The 21,176-nt window shown below is 51.3% G+C and carries 21 protein-coding genes and 4 tRNA genes; 7 read left to right on the forward strand and 18 right to left on the reverse strand.

Going from position 1 to position 21,176, the window contains the following annotated elements; genetic code table 11:
• Position 1: 1 nt before the first annotated feature.
• Entirely contained in the window at positions 2–496 is a 495-nt protein-coding gene (purE, locus tag C6362_RS11110) for a 5-(carboxyamino)imidazole ribonucleotide mutase (protein ID WP_014016571.1), read from the reverse strand.
• Between the two features lie 283 nt (positions 497–779).
• Between purE and C6362_RS11115 the strand changes: the two genes are divergently transcribed.
• Complete coding sequence (locus C6362_RS11115; protein WP_014016570.1) at positions 780–3,311, forward strand: 3'-5' exonuclease; 2,532 nt, start codon at positions 780–782, stop codon at positions 3,309–3,311.
• On the opposite strand, the gene C6362_RS11120 is transcribed toward C6362_RS11115, so the two are convergent.
• Together C6362_RS11120 and C6362_RS11125 are read right to left on the reverse strand one after the other, a co-directional pair.
• The gene (locus C6362_RS11120; protein WP_014016569.1) at positions 3,304–3,870 is read right to left on the reverse strand and encodes a chromate transporter; all 567 of its coding nucleotides are present in this window, start codon (positions 3,868–3,870) and stop codon (positions 3,304–3,306) included. The two genes, C6362_RS11115 and C6362_RS11120, sit on opposite strands and share 8 nt — an antisense overlap.
• Positions 3,871–3,885: 15 nt before the next feature.
• A complete protein-coding gene (locus C6362_RS11125) occupies positions 3,886–4,461 on the reverse strand; it encodes a chromate transporter (RefSeq protein ID WP_014016568.1) in 576 nt (191 codons plus the stop codon).
• Between the two features lie 126 nt (positions 4,462–4,587).
• On the opposite strand from C6362_RS11125, the gene C6362_RS11130 reads away from it, so the two are divergent.
• The 6 genes from C6362_RS11130 to C6362_RS12030 all read left to right on the forward strand — a co-directional run bounded on the left by C6362_RS11130 (position 4,588) and on the right by C6362_RS12030 (position 6,463).
• Positions 4,588–5,466, forward strand: a complete 879-nt coding sequence (locus tag C6362_RS11130) for a LysR family transcriptional regulator (protein ID WP_014016567.1) — start codon at positions 4,588–4,590, stop codon at positions 5,464–5,466.
• A 300-nt stretch (positions 5,467–5,766) separates the two neighbouring features.
• Positions 5,767–5,843 (forward strand) — tRNA-Pro (locus C6362_RS11135).
• 12 nt (positions 5,844–5,855) lie between these two features.
• A tRNA-Gly gene (locus tag C6362_RS11140) sits at positions 5,856–5,929 on the forward strand.
• A gap of 8 nt (positions 5,930–5,937) precedes the next feature.
• A tRNA-Arg gene (locus C6362_RS11145) sits at positions 5,938–6,014 on the forward strand.
• 7 nt (positions 6,015–6,021) lie between these two features.
• A tRNA-Arg gene (locus C6362_RS11150) sits at positions 6,022–6,096 on the forward strand.
• A 34-nt stretch (positions 6,097–6,130) separates the two neighbouring features.
• Positions 6,131–6,463, forward strand: coding sequence for an SIMPL domain-containing protein (locus C6362_RS12030; RefSeq protein WP_014016566.1), 333 nt, complete (start codon positions 6,131–6,133; stop codon positions 6,461–6,463).
• Between the two features lie 212 nt (positions 6,464–6,675).
• On the opposite strand, the gene C6362_RS12035 is transcribed toward C6362_RS12030, so the two are convergent.
• The 15 genes from C6362_RS12035 to C6362_RS11230 form a co-directional block, all read right to left on the reverse strand.
• Entirely contained in the window at positions 6,676–6,960 is a 285-nt protein-coding gene (locus C6362_RS12035) for a hypothetical protein (protein WP_106699307.1), read from the reverse strand.
• Positions 6,961–7,065: 105 nt separating this feature from the next.
• Positions 7,066–10,077 carry a type I restriction endonuclease subunit R gene (locus C6362_RS11165; protein WP_014016563.1) on the reverse strand — a complete coding sequence of 1,004 codons (3,012 nt, stop codon included), beginning with the start codon at positions 10,075–10,077 and terminating at the stop codon, positions 7,066–7,068.
• A gap of 2 nt (positions 10,078–10,079) precedes the next feature.
• Complete coding sequence (locus C6362_RS11170) at positions 10,080–11,459, reverse strand: restriction endonuclease subunit S (RefSeq protein WP_014016562.1); 1,380 nt, start codon at positions 11,457–11,459, stop codon at positions 10,080–10,082.
• Complete coding sequence (locus C6362_RS11175; protein ID WP_014016561.1) at positions 11,459–13,483, reverse strand: type I restriction-modification system subunit M; 2,025 nt, start codon at positions 13,481–13,483, stop codon at positions 11,459–11,461. The genes C6362_RS11170 and C6362_RS11175 overlap by 1 nt, the downstream gene beginning before the upstream one ends.
• Positions 13,484–13,651: 168 nt before the next feature.
• Positions 13,652–14,230, reverse strand: coding sequence for a sigma-70 family RNA polymerase sigma factor (locus C6362_RS11180; RefSeq protein ID WP_230583124.1), 579 nt, complete (start codon positions 14,228–14,230; stop codon positions 13,652–13,654).
• 139 nt (positions 14,231–14,369) lie between these two features.
• Complete coding sequence (locus tag C6362_RS11185) at positions 14,370–14,600, reverse strand: DUF2922 domain-containing protein (protein WP_014016559.1); 231 nt, start codon at positions 14,598–14,600, stop codon at positions 14,370–14,372.
• Positions 14,601–14,736: 136 nt separating this feature from the next.
• Entirely contained in the window at positions 14,737–14,955 is a 219-nt protein-coding gene (locus tag C6362_RS11190; protein ID WP_014016558.1) for a DUF1659 domain-containing protein, read from the reverse strand.
• A gap of 488 nt (positions 14,956–15,443) precedes the next feature.
• Entirely contained in the window at positions 15,444–15,983 is a 540-nt protein-coding gene (locus tag C6362_RS11195) for an N-acetylmuramoyl-L-alanine amidase family protein (protein ID WP_014016557.1), read from the reverse strand.
• A gap of 251 nt (positions 15,984–16,234) precedes the next feature.
• Positions 16,235–16,624: a hypothetical protein gene (locus C6362_RS12245; RefSeq protein WP_232501462.1), complete on the reverse strand. Its 390-nt coding sequence runs from the start codon at positions 16,622–16,624 to the stop codon at positions 16,235–16,237.
• Positions 16,608–17,480 (reverse strand): phage replisome organizer N-terminal domain-containing protein, encoded by an 873-nt coding sequence (locus C6362_RS11210; protein ID WP_014016554.1) that lies wholly within the window; start codon positions 17,478–17,480, stop codon positions 16,608–16,610. Before C6362_RS11210 ends, C6362_RS12245 begins: the two co-directional genes overlap by 17 nt.
• A gap of 337 nt (positions 17,481–17,817) precedes the next feature.
• Positions 17,818–18,732, reverse strand: coding sequence for an IS3 family transposase (locus C6362_RS11215; RefSeq protein WP_014015019.1), 915 nt, complete (start codon positions 18,730–18,732; stop codon positions 17,818–17,820).
• Positions 18,729–19,010, reverse strand: a complete 282-nt coding sequence (locus tag C6362_RS11220; protein WP_014015018.1) for a transposase — start codon at positions 19,008–19,010, stop codon at positions 18,729–18,731. Before C6362_RS11220 ends, C6362_RS11215 begins: the two co-directional genes overlap by 4 nt.
• A gap of 483 nt (positions 19,011–19,493) precedes the next feature.
• Positions 19,494–19,910: a hypothetical protein gene (locus C6362_RS11225; protein ID WP_014016553.1), complete on the reverse strand. Its 417-nt coding sequence runs from the start codon at positions 19,908–19,910 to the stop codon at positions 19,494–19,496.
• 1 nt (position 19,911) lies between these two features.
• The gene (locus C6362_RS11870; RefSeq protein WP_155482888.1) at positions 19,912–20,073 is read right to left on the reverse strand and encodes a hypothetical protein; all 162 of its coding nucleotides are present in this window, start codon (positions 20,071–20,073) and stop codon (positions 19,912–19,914) included.
• 454 nt (positions 20,074–20,527) lie between these two features.
• On the reverse strand, positions 20,528–21,175 hold the full coding sequence (locus tag C6362_RS11230; RefSeq protein WP_014016551.1) for a ComF family protein: 648 nt from the start codon (positions 21,173–21,175) through the stop codon (positions 20,528–20,530).
• Position 21,176 lies beyond the last annotated feature (1 nt).

Genomic DNA, 21,176 nt, shown 5'->3' on the forward strand with positions numbered 1-21,176 from the left:
CTTAGAGGGACTTTACGGTTTCTTGCAATTTCTGGTTCTTTTCCATGACTTCTTTAGCCATGTTTTCGCGGTATGCCTTGTATTTCTTAGCTAATCCGGCATCGCTGGCAGCGCCGATCTGTACAGCCAGGAGCGCTCCGTTCTTGGCACCGTTGATGGCGACGGTGGCAACGGGAATACCCGACGGCATCTGGACGATGGCCAGCAGCGCATCCATGCCCTGGAGGCTGCCGCTTTCCAAGGGGACACCGATGACGGGCAGCGTCGTATAGCTGGCAACGACACCGGGCAGATGAGCGGCCATGCCGGCACCGACGACAAAGGCACTGATGCCCCGTTCTTCGGCTGTCGAAACGAATTCCCGGACAGCTGCCGGCGTGCGGTGGGCCGACGCTAACAAGACTTCATATTCAACACCAAATTCTTTAAAAATAGCAATCGCTTTTTTCATAACGGGAAAATCAGAATCGCTTCCCATGATCAAACCGACCTTCAACAGAGACCCCTCCTTAGAAAAACAAAACCCAAAAGTGACGCAGTATCACCTTTGGGTTTTCAGTTAGACACACGGAGACTGTTTACAAACGGCAAAGAACCTGTCCATAAACGTCTTGTCATAGTGCATCTCCTTATTGATTGAAAGATTATCAAACACACTTTGATTCTATCAAAAACCTACGAGGCTGTCAATGAAATTTGCCCGTTCCCTCACAGTTTGTACACGGATAACGCCGACTATGGTACAATGGGAGGAGATTACCCACACGGAGGGATAGATTATGGAATTAAATGACCAGCAGCAGCAAGTCGTCCGCGACCTGTCGCAGCCCATCCTGCTCAACGCCCCGGCCGGCACGGGCAAGACCCGTGTCCTGGCCTGCCGGGTCGCCCATATCCTGGAAACGAAGGCCGCTGAAGGCGCGCAGATACTCTGTCTGACCTTCACCAACCGGGCCTGCAAGGAGCTGAAGGAACGCATCGTCGCTACGGCCCACGAAAAGGGCCTGGACGTCGTCGTCAAGACGATCCACAGTTTCTGTTACAGCCTCATCAAAGAGGAAACAAAGCGCCAGAGCGACTGTTATAATGATTTTCTCCTCTACGATGACGAAGACTGCCGGCAGCTCATCGACAACCTCCCGGCGGCGGCGGCGGCACCGGGCAATGACACCCAGGCCCTGCAGAACTATATCGAATTTGCCAAGAAACAGCGCGTCCTCCCGGACCTCCACGATTTCACGGCGCCGAAAGAACCCCTCCAGGCCTGGCTCCATGACCACGGCGACGACCTCGTCCGGCAATACGATGCCGTCCTGGCCGACAACCACGCCGTCGATTTCACGGACCTCATCACCGGCGCCTATGACTTCCTCACAGACAAAGCCTGCTGCCAGCGCTGGCGGGACCGGTTCCGCTTCATCGCCGTCGATGAAATGCAGGACACGAGCGAAGTCGAATACGCCGTCATCAGCCGCCTCTTCCCCGGCCGCAACGTCCTCCTCTGCGGCGATTACTTCCAGACCATTTACGAATGGCGCGGCTCCTATCCGGAATACATCCTGGAACAATTCCGCAAGACCTATCATCCCCGGGAAATCACCTTTACGACCAACTACCGGGCTACGCAGCTCCTCTTGAAAGCTGCCGAAGGCTGCCTGAACCGTCTCTTCGGCCAAGTGACGGTCCACCACATCTATCCCCAGCCCGGCCAGGCCGCAGCCGCCGTTCCCGGTGACCCCATCGTCGTCCATAAGGCGGACAACTTCATCGGCGAAAGCCGCTGGATCTTCCAGGAACTGATGCGCCTGCCGCAGCAGGAACGACTGAAAGCCTGCGTCCTCGTCCGTGGCAACCGCCAGGCCCAGCAGCTCTGGACGGGCATCAACGCCCACAACCAGCACTATCCGCCGGAAGACCAGCTGCCCGTGACCTGTATCGACCAGTTCCACCTGTTCAAGCGCCAGGAATGTAAAGACGTCCTGGCCTACCTGAGGCTGCTCCTGAACAAGCACGATAACCTGAGCCTGAAGCGGATTTTATTGCGCTTCGTCCCCCGCATCGGCCGGCGAACCGTAGAGACCATCGAAAGCGAATCCTACCGCCGCCTGGGCCTTCGGCTCTGCGACTTCATCGACCCCATTTCCCAGGAAACGGGCGACCCTTACGGGCTCCTGCTATCAGCCCTGGATGAAGGCCGGATCGTCGTCTTCGACGTCGAAAGCACCGGCACCGACACGACGAGGGATGAAATCATCCAGATTGCCGCCGTCCGCCTCGATGCCCAGGGCCAGGTCGCGGACACCTTCAACACCTATGTCCGTGCCAGCCGGCCTGTCGGGGCTTCCTTCTACGTCCACCACATCAGCGACGAAACCCTGGAGGCCCAGGGGATGGAACCGCGCCAGGCTCTGACGGCCTTCCTGGACTTTGCCAAAGACGCCGTCATCGTCGGCCACAACGTCACGTATGACCTGTCCATCCTGCACAGCGAGCTCCAGCGCCTAGGCATGGGCGAAAGCGGCGATTTCCCCTATTACGACACGCTGGACATCTACCGCCGCTTCTATCCCAACCTCATCAACCACAAACTGGCCACGCTCAGTGAAACCTTCCCCATCGACCATCAGCCATCGCACGACGCCTTCGACGACATCCTGGCCACGGCCGGCCTCCTATGCTATGCCGTAACGAAACAGATCCGCCCGGCTACGACGGCCCGCCGTTCGTCCCTGGCCATCTACCTGCCTCTCTTCGCCCCGTTCAGCCGTGACATAGCCCGTTTCCGCCGACAGTCCTATCAGGACCGGCCCATAGACCTCATCGCCGCCGTCATGAACGAAGGCGGCGTCAAGGCCTGGTACGAAAGCCATCGCGACCCCAGCGATGCGGCCCAGCACATCGACAGGCTGGAAAATGTCCGCAAGCTCTACCGCATCGCCAAAGAAACAGACGACCCGGGCCAGGACCCGCGCGACGCCCTGGCAGAATTTCTCAAGCTGACCGCCCTGTCCAACAGCGAACTGGACAGCATGCTGGCCAAGGACCCGAAAATTCCCATCATCACCATCCATCAGGCCAAGGGCCTGGAATTCGATTACGTCTTCCTGGCCCATCTGGAAGACCGGGTCTTCCCGACCTTCTGGTCCGTAAAGAAAGGGAATATAGAAGAAGAAAAACGCCTCTTTTATGTCGCCATTACGCGGGCCAAAAAGAGGCTGTATCTGATCTGGCACGAAGGGAACGGCAATCAGCGCTATGCGCCGAGCCGCTTCCTCCAGAGCCTGGATTCCCAATATATCGAAGTTAGATGAGGCCGGCTATGCCTAAGACCAGGCCTAAGACGCCGGACCCGATGAGGACCTTGATGACGCCGATCTTGCGGCGCGTGGCTGCAATGGCCAGGATGAGTATGGCCAGACCGCCGAGACTGAAGGCCGACCAGTCGTCGGGCAGGGTTTCCGTATTCCACAGGGCCAGGAGGATGAAGCTCAGGCTGGCGACGCAGATGAGGGCGACCACTGCCGGCCGCAGGCCATTGAGGATGCCCCGGATTGGACCGATGTCGCCATACTTGAGGAAGACGCGTGCTAAAATAATCCCCAAGAAGAACGACGGCGTGACGAAGCCCAGGGTGGCTGCAACAGCCCCGCCCAGCCCGGCGATCTTGGTGCCGACAAAGGTAGCGGCATTGATGCCGATCGGTCCCGGAGTCATCTGAGAAATGGTGAATATATCGACAAATTCGCTCATAGAGAGCCAATGGAAGGTATCGACGACACTGGCCTGGATCAGCGGCATGGAAGCATAACCGCCGCCGACGCAGAAGGCCCCGACTTTACAGAATTCCCAAAAAAGCAACAAATATATCATAATAAGTCCCTCCCCTTAGTCGTACTTCTTATCGCGCATGAAGGCGAAGCCGATGATGCCGTCAATGATGATGAGCACCATGATATTGACATCGAAGCACAAGTTGGCAATGAACGTCGCCACGATGATGGCCAGGGGCAGGAGCAATCTCTTCTTGCCCTGCTTGATGAGGAGGTCGATGCCGACGTTGACGATGAGCGCCGTCGCCCCGCACTGCATGCCGCGGAGGATCATCTTGATATATAAGTTCTGGATAAAGAAATCATAGCAGTATGAAATGATCGACAGCGTAATCAGACAGGGCAGCACCGTAGCCACCAGAGCGACCAGCGTCCCCAGGACCCCAGCCATGCGATAGCCCAGGATGACGGCACTGTTGACGGCGATGACGCCTGGCATGGACTGGGCAATGGCTACCATGTCGAGGGTATCCTTGTCGTCGATCCAATGGTATTCATCGACGTATTTCCCTTTCAGCAGGGGAATAATGACGAAGCCTCCGCCGACGGTGAAGGCACTGATTAAAAAGGTCGATTTGAACAGGGTCCAAAAGAAATGGGCATCCCGTTTCGGTGTCACAATTTCGTTCATCGTGTATCATTCCTTTCCGGATAGGTATCTTTTCTATGGTCTTAGTATAACACGTCTTTTACTATATTGAAAATATTTGTACAATTGATATAATATATGTAAATCATATGTCAAGGAGGCATGGGTATGGATATCCGTCAACTCACTTATTTCATGGTCATCGCCGAAGAAGGCCAGATCACAGCCGCCGCCCGGCGCCTTCACATGGCCCAGCCGCCGCTGAGCCAGCAGATGAAGGCCCTGGAAGAAGAACTGGGCGTCCAGCTCCTGCAGCGGGAGCCGCGCAGCGTCACCTTGACCGACGCCGGCGAAATCCTCTACCGCCGGGCCCGGCAGATCGTCACCCTCACCGACTCGACGCGCCGGGAAATCGCCGATTTCAAGAACGGCCTGCGCGGCACCTTGTCCATCGGGACTGTATCGTCATCGGGCAGCGTCATCCTCCAGCCAGCCCTCCGCCAGTTCCACGACGACCATCGCGGAATCCGCTTCGAAATCTACGACGGCAACACCTTCCGCGTCCTGGACATGCTGCGCAAGGGCCTCATCGAAATCGGCATCGTCCGCACGCCCTTTAAGCAGGACGCCTTCGACTGCACTCTGCTGCCGGAAGAACCGATGGTCCTGGCCTATACCGAGTCCCTGGCCGACCCCAATCCGGGCCAGCCGTCGATGACTATAGAACAACTGCAGGGCCTGCCGCTCATCCTCTACCGCCGCTTCGACCAGCTCTTCCATGACGTCTGCGAAGCCCACAACCTCACACCGAACCTCCTCTGCCGCAACGACGACGCCCGGACGACCCTGCTCTGGGCCGAAACCGGCCTGGGCTACGCCGTCGTCCCGGCATCGGCCATCTCACCGGCCAGTCGGCCCCAGCTCAAGACAAAAGCCATCGACGAACCGCGCCTGCGCACCCAATTAGCCGTCATCACCCCAAAACACCGCTACCTGTCCAGCATAGCCCGCCAGTTCATCGATGCCTTGACCGGTCATGGGGCCTGATGGCCCCGCCGTTCTCAGGTCGCAGGCCGCCGTTCGCCTCAGAGCTCATATGCCGCTACGCGAAAACAAACTCAAATTGACTACATCGCCTCGTAGCCCCCTCAGCTCGTAAAAATGCCCCGTCCAGGGCCTTCGTAGGGGACGGCTAAAAGTCGTCCCGCGTGAATCCTGTGCACAGCCAAAATTTATGACGGACGACGCCTGATTGTAATATAATCATACGTACCCGTAGCAGATAGATGCCATGGCTAAAAAAACGTTGACAAACTATTTCATTTCTTGTATAATATTTTTTGTTGGCGGGGCATAGCGCAGTTTGGTAGCGCACCTGGCTTGGGACCAGGGGGTCGCAGGTTCAAATCCTGCTGCTCCGACCATTACCGACAAATGCGGGTGTAGCTCAGTGGTAGAGCGCCAGCCTTCCAAGCTGGTTATGTGGGTTCGATTCCCATCACCCGCTCCATTTTTTGAGACTCAGTAGCTCAGCTGGATAGAGCAACAGCCTTCTAAGCTGTGGGTCTAGGGTTCGAATCCCTACTGGGTCACCACTTACTTGCGCCTATAGCTCAGGGGATAGAGCACCGGTCTCCGGAACCGGGTGCGAAGGTTCGAATCCTTCTAGGCGCACCAAAAAAATAAAAAGAAGTTGTCGCATTAAGCTAAAATGCTTAATGTGACAACTTCTTTTTATTTTACAGTGAAAAGTTTGATTTTCTTCTTTTTAAGAACGAACATCGGCCTGTTCCCCCTATTTTTCACGGCTTCCAGAAAAATCGTGATTCGCATGAGCTTCAACATGCCCTTTATCAATATGATACTGGATCACGTCCGTCAGCAAAACTATGACATCGCTATCGAAAGCACCTATGAATTATCAAATGAACGGGAAATCCATGACGAACTCATCAAACAGGCTGTCGCCAATTCCAAACGTCGGGCAGAAGCCATCGCAGCCACAGTAGGAAAAAAATCATTGGCATCAAATCGGTATCTATGAATAACTATAGCGAAGATTCAATTCGTTACTGTAATATGCTGGCACCTGATTCGCTGAATTTTGAAAAACCTAAATCCTTAGACCTCTCTAATCAGCTAGCTGCCAATTCAACGACAGAAAGTGAATCTGTCGACGTTGAATGGATTATTGATTGAAACGCATAAAAGATTAAAAGCGCTGTCGTAGAAGACAGCGCTTTTTAATGTATATTTTCACTTATCTTTAACTTGTGGCAGCTGTGAAACTAAAATCTGTAAAGATATGACGTTTTTATTTTTTTGTTCAACAGCTCCTATAAACAATTGCGCTACATTATACATAGCCTGAACGTTTTTTCTTCGCGCTTCTGATAACGTGTTTTGAAACAGTAACTTTTCGGGTGAAATCGGGTCGACATAAATCGCCTCCTTCGAGGCTCGTCTCCCATGTGTATGATGAGTAACTGCATTTATTCTGTGTAAAAAAGAGACACCGTCTCTTATCTCTCTGTTCATCATCCTCGTCTTTTTTCAAAAATTCGATATGGTGCGGAGTATCCATCCAGCCTTTGGGATGCTTATTTCTCATCAGCTTCTCACCTCACTGAATTTTTGGTAGTTAGCTTACTTCTCTGCTACCATCCCACCTTTTTGCTTTGGAATAGAATATTGGCAATCGCTTGGCGCTTCATAGGACTTACCTTCCTTATTATAGGTCAGGTTGAACACCATGTCGGTCAGCCATTTCTTGAAGGATGGATTGTCCTGGAATTGTTTGAAAAGTTCCATATTATCTGCCATGATAGAGAAAATGACCTGCTGCAAGGCCCGTTCGCCCTCAGTCCGGGCTTCCTGTTCATCAGAGTTCTTCATAGCATTGCGGTACTTCTCATCGTGGGAAACCATGACTGGGATACGCAGAAGCTGTTGTTGTACGTTATCGGCATCGTTCCATTGGATATTCCCGAACATGTCATTGAATTCTGAAATAATCTGCGATAAGGGGTCCATTTCCGGTTCCACTATGTGGCCAACCTTCCCTGTCGGCACAGGGTCGATTTCAGCATCTTCATCTTCCAGTTTGATGGCTACGGCTTCCCGTGCCTCGTTCCGATAACTGTCCAGGTCCACAGCGGACAAGATACCCTCTGACAGGTCATCAGTCTGAGGCGATGGCAGTTTGGGAATCAGCAGGTTCAGGAAAATAGATAATTTTTCCCACGCTGCATTGCCATATGGAAGAATAGACCCCAGGAAACCATAGGTCCGCACAAAAGCCTTGGCAGCACTCTTAAACTGAATCTGGTCGTCCGTTTCCAGCTGATTATAAAGGGCCACACATGGATCAAGAAGCGGATCCAACCGGTCCCGTTCCCCGCCGTTCAGAAACAGGTCCACTACTTTATCTACGTCGCTGTGGTCATAGACCTGATAACCTTCCATCAGGGAAATCAGGTCGTAGAGCTTATTGGGGTCCGTTTCCCCAGACAGAATCGTCGTCCGGTAGAATCGAGAAAAGGCTTTTTCGATGGTTTCCGCCTTGTTGGCAAAATCCAACACATAGACTTCATCCTTGCCCGGCGCCGCCCGATTCAGCCGGGACAGGGTCTGGACGGCCGCAATGTCCGAAAGGGGTTTGTCTACATACATAGTCTGGAGCAGCGGTTCGTCAAAGCCCGTCTGGAACATGTCGGCCACGACCAGCAGCCGGTACGGGTCCTTCTTGAATTTCTGGGGAATCTTGGCGTCTGGGAAGCCATTCATCTCGGCCGAAGTCAATACTGGTTCCTGGCCGTGATAGCTACATTCCCCGGAAAAAGCGATGATAGCCTTATAAGGGCTGTGCCGGTCGGCAAGACACTGGGTAACGGCATAGTACGTTTCAATGCAACGGGGAATACTGGCCGTCACCACCATGGCGCGAGATTGGCCGCCCAGTTTCTTCCTGGCAATAATCTGTTCGTGGAAATGATCGACCATCATCGCCGCTTTCTTGGCAATGACATCGGGATTCCCTTCGACAAAGGAGCGCAGTTTCTTCTGAGCCCGCTTCTTGTCAAACATGGGATCGTCTTCCACCTTTTTGGCAATCTTATACCAACTGTCGATGGTCACGTAATTCTTCAGCACATCCAGGATGAAGCCTTCCTGAATGGCTTGTTTCATAGTATAGACATGGAAGGGCCGGTGTTTAATTTTGCCGTCTTCTTCATAAGGCGTGCCAAATACCTCTTCCGTTTTATTTTTTGGGGTGGCCGTAAAGGCAAAATAGCTGGCCGTTTTTACCAGTTTCCGTCCCTCTACCATGGCGTTGATTTTGTCTTCATTATCCAGTTCGCTGTCCGAAGCCATCCCGGAAAGGGCCAGATTCATACTGGCTGCGTTCCGCCCGCTCTGTCCCGAATGGGCTTCGTCGATGATGATAGCAAAGGTATGGTTCATGTGTTCCTGGCCGATTTCCTGGGAAATATAAGGGAACTTCTCGACTGTCGTCACAATGATCCGTTTGCCATCCTGGATAGCCTTTTTCAAGTCACCCGAATGACGAGCCCATACGACGGTATTCTTTACCTGCATGAACTGTTTAATCGTATCCCGGATCTGCTTGTCCAGAATCCGCCGGTCCGTTACGACGATGACCGAATCAATCATAGGCCGTCCATCCCGTTCCAGTCCAATCAGCTGATGGGCCAGCCAGGCAATGGAATTGGATTTGCCCGACCCGGCGCTGTGCTGGATGAGATAGCGTTTTCCCACACCGTACTGCCTGATATCGGCCAGGAGTTTTTCTACACAATCCAACTGATGATAGCGCGGCCAGATCTGTTTGACCGATTTCTTCCGGGTTTCCGGATTTTCCTCGACGACGACCTGGGCATAATTCTCGATGATACGGGACAGTTTCTTCTTCGTCAGGATATCTTTCCACAAGTAGTCCGTCATGATGCCTTCAGGGTTGGGAGGATTCCCGGCCCCATCGTGGTACCCTTTATTGAAAGGCAGGAACCAGCTGGCCTTTCCGCAAAGTTTCGTACAGAACTGAACCGTCTGATCATCTACGGCAAAATGTACGATACAGCGCTTGAAGGAAAACAGCAGTTCCCTGGGATTGCGGTCTTTTTTATACTGTTCCACAGCATCGGCTGTTGTCTGTCCCGTGAAATGATTTTTCAGCTCTATGGTAATGACGGGCAGACCGTTGATGAACAGGCAGAGGTCCAGTGCCAGTTTCGACGCATCGATAGCATAGCGCAACTGTCGGGTAACGCTGAAAATATTCTGGTCAAACAGCCGCTTCGCCTGCTCATTGTTTTCTGTCGGCGTGAAATAGAACAAAATCAGGTCAGCCGGATAGGCTTTGATGCCATTGCGCAGCACGTCGATAATGCCGCGCCGGGTGATTTCTCCAGAAAGGCGGTTCAAAAACTGCCGCTTCTTCTGGTCACTCTGGTTGACGCCGAGCTTTGCCATCTCTTTGGGTTGAGTATCATTCAAAAAGCGAAAGAGCCGGGTTTCATCGATGGCATATTCTTTGTTGTAGTCTTCATTGGTGCCCTGCTGGTAACCATTCTGATCTACCAGCCAGTTCACGATGAGCGTTTCAAAACCCTTTTCCGTTTTATCCGTAAAAGCCATCGTCAGTCCTCCTCTCCAGGGATTCCTGTTTCTTCGTCATTGTCTTCCCCATCATCAGCCGTCAAGTCGTCCACGTGTTCGTAAGCAGGAACAGGGATATTCCGGACATCGATTTTGCCGGTGACCACGTCAGAGATGATGGTGGAGCATAACTCTTTTAAAAATTCAAGCTGTTTATGTTTTGTGCATATCAGTCTATTTATCTGACTTGTCTTAAGACAAATGTAATCAATAATTTTATACTGTATAGCAATAGATGGCAAACCAATAACAAAATTTCTTATAAAATCAGCAGGAACTCTTTTTTGACCTGCTGACCCAGTCATTTGCCCTTCTCCGAGACTCCTGAAAATTTTAGTCATCGTAATATAGTACAGATATTTAGGCAGAACATCGTTTCCTGCTCTTAAATTAAAAAGTTCTGTTGTCCCATATCCTATATCTGATTCTAGTTCATCAAGGCAAGCACCCTTGCCATTTTCAAAGCATGGTGTAATTTTAGCAACAATAACATCATTTTTAGCAAATGATGAAAACCCTGTTCTTACTTTTGCAATTGGCTGTTTGATTGAGCAATCAATTTTACCATTTTCTGAAATATTTTCCATTGGTAAGAAAACCACTTTATCTTGATCCGTGTGCTTCTTTAATTGATTACTAATCGACGCACCAACCTTACATATCCTCTTAATTTTTATAACCTTCCATGTTGCGGGGATTTTCGGTAGATAGTAAACATCGGTTTTCTTCATAACTACATTCGAGTCAATTCCTTGAAGGATAGCAGAATTAATAATTTCTGCTTTCAATTCCTCCAGCTCCTGTATTTCCTTCCGCCGAATTCCAATCAGCTTGTTAATCTCCGAAACCTTCCAGTCCAGGAAGCGCACAATCTGGTCCTGCTCGGCACGAGGAGGGACGGGAAACAGAATGGTTCTCATTTCACTATAGCGAGTGGTCCACAAATCTGCAACAATCCCTCTGCCATTCCTGTAATACTCTTCAGAAAATCTATAATTACGAAGCAAATAATGAATATATTCACTATTTAATTCATTGCTTGGAGTCAAAACAATATTGATAAGAGAAACCGACCCATCCAATCTTGATACGCCACAGGATCCTTTTCTGTCTGAACGACTATTAATAACAAAATCTCCTTTCTTTACGAGTTTTCGGTTATCGCTATCATTGGACTTGGCTGCATGTTCAAGCTGTGGAAGTATCCCCTTCTTTGTCACTGATAACGGCTTATAATCCTTATCTGAAACCTTTTTCTTGCGTTCAGTAAACAACGCATTTATCTTCTGAAGTTTCCAATGTGCTGGTATCTGGGGAATCCACGTGACATTAGTATTCATCACATTGCTATATTTCTTCATTACTCCAGCCCCCTGACGATGTCATCCATAACGCCTTCTGATTCTTTTTCCAGTTCTGCCAGGGACGCCAGGATGTCTTTCATATCCCGCAGTTTTACGGGCTTGTAGAAGTATTTAGTAAAGCTGATTTCATAGCCGATTTTGGTCTTGTCTTCGTCTACATAGGCATCGGGCGCATAGGGCAGGACTTCTTTCTCGATGAAGGTATCAATTCCACCTTCATACTGGAACGGGATGTTTTCTGTATCCCGCAGTTCCGGATCCGCTTCCCCGGCGACTTCTTTCGCATCCGGGTCTGTTTCGGTAATATAAGGGCGGATTTTCTTCAGCTGTGTCTTCTTCAATTTAGTGGCTTTAGCAAAGGAATCCCAGTCGTCAAAAGGCGCCGTCTTGGCAGCTTCCTGTACGGCATCGCGCACGTCTAACAGCTCCATATATTTCTTGAACAGGACTTTCCCCTTTTCATCCTTTTCGGGAATCTCCCGTTCCGGGAACACCCGCAGGCGCAGGGGCCGGTCCACGGTGACATTCCAGTAGCCGAATTCACTGTTGTCGAAAATCTTACTGACGTCGCTTTCTTCCATGGCGAGGAAGAGGCGGATGATCTCTTTGCGTATATCCGGCGTGAATTCGCAGTTCTTGTTCCCCATGTTCTTGCGCAGGGGCGATTTCATCTGCGTCGCATCGATGAGCTGGATTTTGCCTTTCCGACGGGCTTCTTTCTTATTGGACAGGACCCAGATGTACGTGCCAATGCCCGTGTTGTAGAACATGTTATCCGGCAGGGCGATAATGGCTTCCACCAAGTCGCTTTCCATCAGATAGCGGCGGGCGTTGCTCTCACCGCTGCCGGCGTCACCAGTGAACAGAGACGAACCGTTATGGACTTCGATGATACGGCTGCCCAGTTCGGTATCGGTCTTCATCTTAGATACGTTATTGAGGAGGAATAAGAGCTGCCCGTCGCTGGTGCGGGGGATCATCTTCAGCAGGTCCCCGCCCGGCAGGTAGGTGTTGAAACGGGTATCGAGGATTTCATTTTTGCCTCCCAGCTTGTCGGCATCGGTCTTCCAACTCTTTCCATAAGGTGGATTGGAGAGCATGAAGTCGAATTGCCGCGACGGGTTCCCGTCCAGAGACAGGGTCGAGCCATAGGCAATGTGTTCGGCTTCCTCGCCGTCCCCTTTCAGCAGCATATCAGCCTTGCAGATGGCATAGGTTTCCGGGTTGATTTCCTGACCAAACAAGTGAATAGAAACTTTTTTCCCCTGTTTAGCCGCCAGTTTCAGGAGACGCGCCTGGGCCACTGTGAGCATCCCGCCGGTCCCGCAGGCTCCGTCATAGCAGGAATAAGTCGCATCTTTAATCTGGTCTTCTACAGGGTAGAAAGCCAAATCAGCCATGAGTTCGACGACATCGCGTGGCGTCCAGTGTTCCCCGGCTTCTTCGTTGTTTTCTTCATTGAAACGGCGGATGAGTTCCTCGAAAATGGTCCCCATGCCATGATTATCCAGTCCAGGTAACTTTACAATCTTCTTTTCTTCATCTTTATACACCGGCTTAGGGCTCAAGTTAATATCAGACGACGTGAATTTCTCAATGACGGCTCCTAAAATATCGGCATCAACCATGGTCCGGATCTGGTCACGGAACTTGAATTTATCGAGGATTTCCTGAACGTTCGGAGAGAAACCGTCGAGATAGGCCTTAAAATCCGCTTCTAAGGTCTGTTTCTTCCCCCGGCTGGTCAGGTCCTTCAACAGGAAAGGCGAAGCATTACAAAAAGCCTGCCCCGCTGCATTACACAGTGCCGGCCACTGGTTGTCGATGTGCGCCGCATCCAGCTGCTTTTTCATGGTGAGCACGGTTTTCTTGGTTCCTTCCAGCATAGCGTCGAGACGGCGGATGACCGTCATGGGCAGGATAACGTCCCGGTACTTGCCCCGCACGTATACATCCCGCAGGCAGTCGTCTGCGATGCCCCATATAAAACTGACGATCGAATTATATTCCTGATTATCCATTCCATTTCCTCCATCCCGCCATCTTTCCAGCGGCCATTTATTGTATATGGCATAATGCCCATGATTATTCTGATACATTGATTGTATCATGATAACTGCGACAGAGCAATTTTCCCTAAGAGTAGCACAAAAAAGAGCTATCGCACGTGCGACAGCTCCATATTTTTGTCAGTCCCTCAATTCGGCCAGCCTGACGCGCAATTTTGCCAGGCCCCGCTTAGCGGTCCGCCGGATGAGGCTTTCATCCCGATGGTAGATGCGGCCTATTTTCCGATAGGAATGGCCATTGAAAAAATGGAGGATGATGAAATGCCTTTCTTTTTCGGACAAGTCGTCCAAGGCTTCCTGAATCAGCCTGTGTATGTCCTTCTCGATACAGCGATATTCGGGACACTGCGACAACGGCGCCATGCAGTCGACAGGCAAATCCGTGACTTCCGCGTTATGGATGATGTTCTTCTGTATCCGTTGGTCGTATTTTTCCTTGTGATAGCCTTCCCGTTCAAAGGTATTGTGAATACAGGCCATCATCTGCCGTTCGACATTACCCGGCTTGGTCAGGTCAAATTCAAAAATACATCGGCACGCCGCAGCATGAGCCGTCGAGATAGCTTCTTCAACGGATTGATAATAGCCGTTATACTTTTTGACCTGTTTTTTGATGAGCGGTGAAAATTGCCCCAACAAAAACAGTGTCGCTTCGTGATTTCCGTTCTGTGCTTCGCGCACGCAGTGTCGCAATGTCATGGTCACGTAATCCTCTCCTTACCTTAAAATCAAATTAAGACCTCTTTTCTTCATCTATCTTAACAAATTTCACGTGTTGGCAAAACGTGAAAATACCCTGGGCCGACAGGCGGCCCAAGGCATCTCTATTCGGTTACGCTTATTCGAGCGTTTCGACTTTACGGGTTACAATCTGGCTCGACTTGAGTGCTGTCAAATTGCCGCCTTCCGTCGTAGCAAATATTTTGCTGTCGACGATGGCTTTGGCGGCTGTATCGACGGTAGCTTTCGTCAAGTCCGCTTTCGGATTGGAAATGGAGTAGCTAACATTTTTGCTGATTCCATCAACAAAGGTGAGCTGTAACGTTTTCGTTTCCGATTTGATGGCCATGGTAATTCCTCCTTTCTTTGGTATGGTGAGAAGAGCAACCTCTCCGGCCCTTCGGGCCACCTCCCCTATCAAGGGAGGCAATGGCTCCCATCATAGGGGAGCTGTCAGCGAAGCTGACTGAGAGGTTTACGCGCTCTTACGCTGTGATTTCGTTTTCGACGATTTCGTGGATGCCCGTGATGGGATCTTCGTACAGCGTACCGATGGCGTTGACGGCCGTGATGACGTTGGCCGGTTCGACACCAGTGACGAGGTTACGCATCTGTACGGATTTTTCGCACAGATTATCATTTTCGTCGTTGTAGCTGATGACCAGCTTTAACTTGCCGGAAATCGCTTTGCGTTCTGCTGCCATAGTTCATTCCTCCTTTCTTTTTTGTATGTGAAGAGCCTTCATAGCTCGTGATTCAAGTTTGGAGCCTGGCGCCCCCGCCGTTCGCAGGCCGCATTCGCCAAACCATGTCACATGGTCCAGATAGATAATGACCAACTGTTCGCAGCGGGCCGCCCTGACCGGGTCGGCCCCTACGCATACAGCCGTTGGCCATGTTTTTTTACGGTCCGCAGGACAGCGGCGACCTGCGGCCGGCCACCTGCGAACTGCGTTCATTTATTCATCGCCTGCATGCGATACCGTAGGGGACGTCCTGGACAAGGCGTCCCTCGTGAATCCTGTGCATATCCGGAATTTATGACGAATGGCTCGTAAAAGCCTGCCATTATACCTGGATAGGCTGTGGTCGAATCTCTCTAGCGGGCTTCCCACGCGGAAGCCCCTACGAACAAGGCCACAGGCCGTGTATTTTTTACGATCCGCAGGACCGCGGCGGCCTGCCTTCTCTTTTATGCCGCCTGGGCGCCCTGCATCTGGTGCGGGTACTGTATGATGCCTGTCGCGATGGCCCGGGCCGCTTCGTCGCGGTGGGCGTCGTAGCGGCGCCAGTCGAAGTCGTTATCGATGAAGCAGACTTCGACGAGGACGGCAGGCATGACCGTATTTCGCAGGACAAAGAGTCCTGGCCGTTCTTTGAGTCCCCGGTTGGGCAGGTTGAGGACAGCTTTTAAATTGGTCTGGATACAATGCCCCAGCATGAGGCTGCCGGTGGACCCGGAAATCAAGGTTTCCGTGCCGCTGGCCCTACCGTTATAGGCGTTGAAGTGAATGGATACAAAGAGATCACATTCTGCCTGGTTGGCTTGGTCACAGATATGATAGAGGTCATCGTCCTGACCAAAGACGACGGCTATTCCATTTCGTTCTAAATATTGCTGGACGCCCAGGGCTAATTCATAGGCTGCATCACATTCACGCAGATTCAGGCGGCGATTGACGGCGCCCGGATCAAGTTGCCGGTCGTGCCCGGCATTGAGATATACTTTCATAGCACTCCTTTCGATAAATATGGCTTTCCCCTTACTGCTTCATATGGACGCTGGCGGTCGTTCCTCCGATGGCGATACCCTGCATAGGCCTGTGTTTTACGGCCGGACAGGGGCAGTGCCCGCGTCCGCATTCTGGATAGGGCCTAATCGGCAGCAATACAGCACTGGCTCTCTGCAAGATGAAAATGAGCTTCCTTTTGTCAAGGTTCCTCAAAAATCTTAATATCCGGTTCATTCTCGTCTCCTTTCTCTCATTGAATTTTAGACATATACAGCGTGATGACGCCGTTTTTGTTAAGCTTCATATAGGTCATATAGCCGTCTTTCCGTTCCAAATCTTTCTGCCTGTCGGTCATGCAGTTAGAGATTTCCAAGCGGTTCCGTTCGATGACAGGCAGACTGATTTCCGGGAAAAAACTGCGGGCGAAGCGGATGAGTTCTTTAGATAAGTTCAGCCCTTCGATGGGACGCCCTTCCAGTAACGCCTGCCGCGTATCTTTCAGCCGATTGATGTGGCGCTGGGGTACGGTTTGCGCCGGTCCGGGCCGGAAGACTTGAGGACGGCGGTTCTCGCGGACGATGGCGTACCATTCTTCCATGACTTCGGCAATGGACGGCTCGAACTTACATCGTTTTAACAAGCGATGCAAAAGAGATTCCGCTTCCTGAGCCGTCATCGTTTCGGGCAGCATTTCTTCGAGCATCTTCAGCTTGTAGTCGTTGCAATTTCTCTCTCCGGGCTTCATGTAACACCGCATCAAGGTGTTCGTAACATTCTCTCTGTTTACGTTCATAAGCGTCCTCCTTCTTCATAGGATGGCCGTTGCTGTTCTTCAAGATAGCCTGTATATACTTGATGTTGTTGACCCCATTTTCATGGGCCAGTTCGATAGCGATACACGTTGCTTCACTGCCCCATGCAGTTTCCAAATCGACCAGCTGCCGGGCAAAATCCCCCTGCATAGGCCCGAAAAGGGTCTGGTATTTTTGGACTGACGCATAATCCCGCATGGCTTTCGGCGTCGTCACGGGCTCACCTTCATAAACATTTTGTTCTATCACGGGTGAAGCGGCTTCTGTATCCATCGCTTTATCTGACGGCTGAGCCAGCCGCTGCCTCTCACGGTAACGGCGGACCCGTTCTTTTGTCTGCTCCCGCTTCCTCTCGTCACGCTGGAAGTCCTGCAGTTCATTCCAGATAGCAATGCGGATCATGCCGTTTCCGTCACGTTCGATGAGCTCCAGTTTTTCTAACAAAGCTAATCCTTTTTCGATAAACGGCCGGCGACGGTGCAGGCACTTGGCAATGAGCTGCGTCGTCATGGCTTCCTGGCCCGATACGTAGACAAGGCCGTTGTCGTTAACCGTTCCGGCCATGTCCTTCAGGAAAAACCATAACACGATATACGAATCGCCGTTCGCTTGATTCATCAGACATAAAATGCGGGGGTCCGAAAACAGTCCCGTCCTGGTTTTAAGCCATTGCAGCTTCTTCATTGCAAGCACCTCGTTTCCGTTTAGCCCTTCCGGCCTTCTATCTATATAAGAGAAAAAATCCACACGCTGCGGACATTCTCCCTATGTTTTTTAGTCTCCTCTCCTTTCCCTTTCTCTTCTTCTCTTTTCTTTATAGGTAACGCGTTACAGCGGTACGGGAAGCAGCAAAAAAAGCGGCTGTCGTATAAAGACAACCGCTTTTTTGAGTTTGAAGTTGAAAGTTTGATGTTTATGCCGCTCTCATTATGCGGCCGGCGAATCACTTCCCATTCATCGCCTGTCTGCGATTGGTCCTATGTCAAGATTTCGGACAAATTAAATTGAGGTTTTTCGTTTCTTAGATTCCCAGACGCATATTATGTTTCTGGAAATCAGCATACAGCTTTTCATAGTCATCCGGTGACATGTAGTTGCAATGGCTATGAATGCGTACGGTGTTGTAAAAGGTATTGATGTATTCAAACACCAACAAGTACGCTTGCTGATAATTTTGAATCTTGAAGCGATTGAGCCATTCCCGTTTAATCAGGGAGTGGAAGGATTCGATGCAGGCATTGTCCCATGGATAGCCTTTCTTCGAATAGCTGCGGCGCATTTGGGATGTCTCCCGAATATATGCCTGCGAAACATACTGGCAGCCACGGTCCGAATGGATAACCAACAGCTGTCCGGGTTTCCGGCATTGTTTGGCTTCCTGCAGCATCTTGACGATGCCGGCGACGTCCAGATTACGGGCCAGATTCCAGGCGATGATTTTCCTGGAGAACAAATCCATAATGCTTTCCAAATAGACGAAACCTTCAGCTGTCCAGATATAGGTGATGTCGCTGCACCATACTTGATCCGGTTCTTCAGGATTGAAGCATTCCTGAAGGATATTCACCAGCGCCACGTCAAAGTCACTGTTACGGGTCGTTACGGTGTAATGCTTTACCCAGCAGGCCTGAATGCCCATTTGCCGCATGTATACGCCAACTGTGCGTTCAGAGATACTGTCCCCGTTCTGCTGCATAACTTGGGCAATCTTCGGGGCTCCGTAAATCTGCTTGGAATCGTCGTAGATAGTTTGAATCTTTTTCTTCATCTCCTTGCGGTGCTGGGCCTGTTTCGATGGTTTGCGCGCCGCCCAGTCATAATATCCTGAAGAAGAAACGTCGAGTTCAGAAAGCACTCCGGACACCGAAAAACGACGTTCTGCCTGATGGGCATTTTCGGCTTCTTCCTGGACACTGCGATAGATGGCAATGGTCATTTGTCCAGAATGCTGATAGCTTTTTTTAGGACATTCAACGCATCCTTCGCATCCCGCAGTTCACGCTGCAGACGGGCGATTTCCTTAGCTTCATCCGAAGCATAGTTGCCGGAACCACGATAAGGCATTTCGCCATTGTCCTTCAGCTGCTTTTGCCAACGGGACAAGGTTTGTGGAGCAATACCTAGATTCGTAGCACAGCCAACCAAGCCGAGTTCCCGATGTTCATGATAATATTTAACTGCGTTGATTTTGAATTCTTTGTTGAATTTTGCCATACTGAGGCCTCCTTAGTTAATCCTATTGTACCACCATTAGGAACCTCAGTTTGACTTGTCCTATTTATATGCTAACACCAGATACCGCAGGGGACGACCCGGAGGATATTCCGGAGGGCGTCCCGCTACGCGCCGAGGGTATCCCGAAGCGTCGTTGTCAATTTGAGTCTGTCGCGGCAAAGCCGCATCTGAGTCGTAAAAAAAGCAGTGGCTCGTTGTTCGTGATTCGTGGTTCGTAAAAACTTGCCATTATACTCGAATGGGCTGTGATGGAATCTCCCTAACGGGCTCGCCACGTGCGAGCCCCTACAGATACGGCCGATGACCGTGAAATTTTTGGGTCCGCAGGACCATAGCGAACTGCCATCTGCACTTGCGTTTAGTTTATTTCATGAGTTTATCGCGGCGGAGCCGCTTCTGAATCCAAAAAAGGGACTTTGCATGACAGCCTATGCTTTCACGCAACAGTCCCTTTTCTATCGGCTAAATGCCGTATTCCTTAAAAAGTTTTTCACGAAAACTGGCATCAGCAGCCGCTTTGTTCGCATCGTCGTAACGCTGTTCTCCCAACAGTCGTTGCATTAACATGGACCAGCGTTCATCAGCGATGGCTTGACCTTCTTCGCGCCCCTTAGCTTCTCCCTCTTTACGGCCCTTTGCTTCGCCTTCTTTACGCCCCTCAGCCTTACCATCCTCAAAAGCATCGCGATGATCCGAGTTATAGTCTAGGATGGCTAGTTCGCGGTTGATGTAGGCCAGGCGTTCGGCATCGTTTTGCAAGAAGGTCCGGGCCGCATCTACGGCTTTATGGATGGCTTCATCGCTCATAATCAATTCCCCCATTTCGTCATCACTGAGCTGATTGGCAAAGTAAGCCAGCCAGCGTTCCATTTTTGTCATGTCACTGATTCGCTTTGAGGAAATCAATGGTAATGAGTTTTCGTTCCGGCCGTCCGAAGATGAACTTGAACAAGACATCATTCATGGGATTGAAGTTCTTTTCCGTCAGCTCGGGAAAATAAGTACGATAGCGGATTTCATTGGCAGTCAGTTGTTCTTTCAACAGATTCACCCTTCCTTTCTTTATTATATCATGAAGAACCACGAAAAGGATATATCCTTGATAGTTCCATGATACAACAGAAAAAGAATGGTTCTGGAAAACTTAATCGTCCTTTAATCGAATTTCCGAATATTTAAGGAAACGTTAATGTAAATTGAGGCCTAGCGGCACACCGTTCGCTGGCCGCAGGTCGCAGGTCTCCTCGGACTCAAATGCCGCTGCGCGGCGACAAATTCTGATTAACAACATCGCCTCGAGTGACCCTCGGCTCGTGGAAAAAATCGTGACTCGTGGTTCGTAAAGGCCTGCTATTATACTCGAATGGGCTGTGATAGAATCTCCCTAACGGGCTCGCCACATGCGAGCCCCTACGCATACGGCCCACGGGCCGTTTTTTTTGCGATCCGAAGGACCGCGGCGACCTGCGGCCGGCCGTCTGCGAACTGCGTTCATTTTACGGTGCGCCGCTGGCGATGACGAGTCCTGTCACGCTGGTAGCGCCTTTTTTTGTCAGCGCCTGTGCACAGGCTTCTAAGGTCGCGCCGGTCGTGAAGATGTCGTCGACGAGGAGGATGTGTTTTCCCTGGACGGGGACGGTCTCTTTGACGGCAAAGGCGTCGTGGACATTCTCCTTCCGCTCGTCCCGGCAGAGCTGCCACTGGACTTTCGTCGGCCGCAGGCGCTGCAGGGCGTCGCACCAATCCCAGCGGACCGAAGCCCAGTCGCGAAAGAGGGCTTCGGCCTGGTTAAAACCGCGGCGCTGCAATTTTTCCGGTGCCAGCGGGACGGGTACGACCCGGTCGATGCGGTCGAACCGTTCCGGCCAGGGAAAGCGGTCGAGCAATACCCTGCAGGCCCGGCACTTCCCTTGTTTGCCGTTATATTTGATGTCGTGCAGGATGTGGCGCATGGCGCCGCGGTAATCGGCCAGGCAGTAACAAGCGGCGAGGTGCCTCACTGCCGCCGGCTTGTTGATGCGCCGGGGATGCCAGACAGCGGCCAGGCAGGACGGGCACCAGTCGCCGTCGCGGGCTACCAGGGCCCCGCAGGCCGGACACCGCGGCGGGTATAAGAGATTGAAAAGGTGTGTAATCAGGGACATA

The sequence above is a fragment of the Megasphaera elsdenii DSM 20460 genome (genome assembly GCF_003010495.1).
Taxonomy (GTDB): Bacteria; Bacillota; Negativicutes; order Veillonellales; family Megasphaeraceae; genus Megasphaera; species Megasphaera elsdenii.

Excerpts from the sequence above, each read along its gene's own strand:
- C6362_RS11195 (WP_014016557.1), bottom strand. The coding sequence starts at position 15,983 with ATGAAAGTATATCTCAATGCCGGGCACGACCGGCAACTTGATCCGGGC.
- C6362_RS11230 (WP_014016551.1), bottom strand. The coding sequence starts at position 21,175 with ATGTCCCTGATTACACACCTTTTCAATCTCTTATACCCGCCGCGGTGT.
- C6362_RS11220 (WP_014015018.1), bottom strand. The coding sequence starts at position 19,010 with ATGGCAAAATTCAACAAAGAATTCAAAATCAACGCAGTTAAATATTAT.
- C6362_RS11165 (WP_014016563.1), bottom strand. The coding sequence starts at position 10,077 with ATGGCTTTTACGGATAAAACGGAAAAGGGTTTTGAAACGCTCATCGTG.
- C6362_RS11180 (WP_230583124.1), bottom strand. The coding sequence starts at position 14,230 with ATGACATTGCGACACTGCGTGCGCGAAGCACAGAACGGAAATCACGAA.
- C6362_RS11210 (WP_014016554.1), bottom strand. The coding sequence starts at position 17,480 with ATGAAGAAGCTGCAATGGCTTAAAACCAGGACGGGACTGTTTTCGGAC.
- C6362_RS12030 (WP_014016566.1), top strand. The coding sequence starts at position 6,131 with ATGCTTAATGTGACAACTTCTTTTTATTTTACAGTGAAAAGTTTGATT.
- C6362_RS11120 (WP_014016569.1), bottom strand. The coding sequence starts at position 3,870 with ATGATATATTTGTTGCTTTTTTGGGAATTCTGTAAAGTCGGGGCCTTC.
- C6362_RS11130 (WP_014016567.1), top strand. The coding sequence starts at position 4,588 with ATGGATATCCGTCAACTCACTTATTTCATGGTCATCGCCGAAGAAGGC.
- C6362_RS11185 (WP_014016559.1), bottom strand. The coding sequence starts at position 14,600 with ATGGCCATCAAATCGGAAACGAAAACGTTACAGCTCACCTTTGTTGAT.
- C6362_RS11175 (WP_014016561.1), bottom strand. The coding sequence starts at position 13,483 with ATGGATAATCAGGAATATAATTCGATCGTCAGTTTTATATGGGGCATC.
- C6362_RS11225 (WP_014016553.1), bottom strand. The coding sequence starts at position 19,910 with ATGACAAAAATGGAACGCTGGCTGGCTTACTTTGCCAATCAGCTCAGT.
- C6362_RS12035 (WP_106699307.1), bottom strand. The coding sequence starts at position 6,960 with ATGATGAACAGAGAGATAAGAGACGGTGTCTCTTTTTTACACAGAATA.
- C6362_RS11190 (WP_014016558.1), bottom strand. The coding sequence starts at position 14,955 with ATGGCAGCAGAACGCAAAGCGATTTCCGGCAAGTTAAAGCTGGTCATC.
- C6362_RS11170 (WP_014016562.1), bottom strand. The coding sequence starts at position 11,459 with ATGAAGAAATATAGCAATGTGATGAATACTAATGTCACGTGGATTCCC.
- C6362_RS11115 (WP_014016570.1), top strand. The coding sequence starts at position 780 with ATGGAATTAAATGACCAGCAGCAGCAAGTCGTCCGCGACCTGTCGCAG.
- C6362_RS11125 (WP_014016568.1), bottom strand. The coding sequence starts at position 4,461 with ATGAACGAAATTGTGACACCGAAACGGGATGCCCATTTCTTTTGGACC.
- C6362_RS11215 (WP_014015019.1), bottom strand. The coding sequence starts at position 18,732 with ATGACCATTGCCATCTATCGCAGTGTCCAGGAAGAAGCCGAAAATGCC.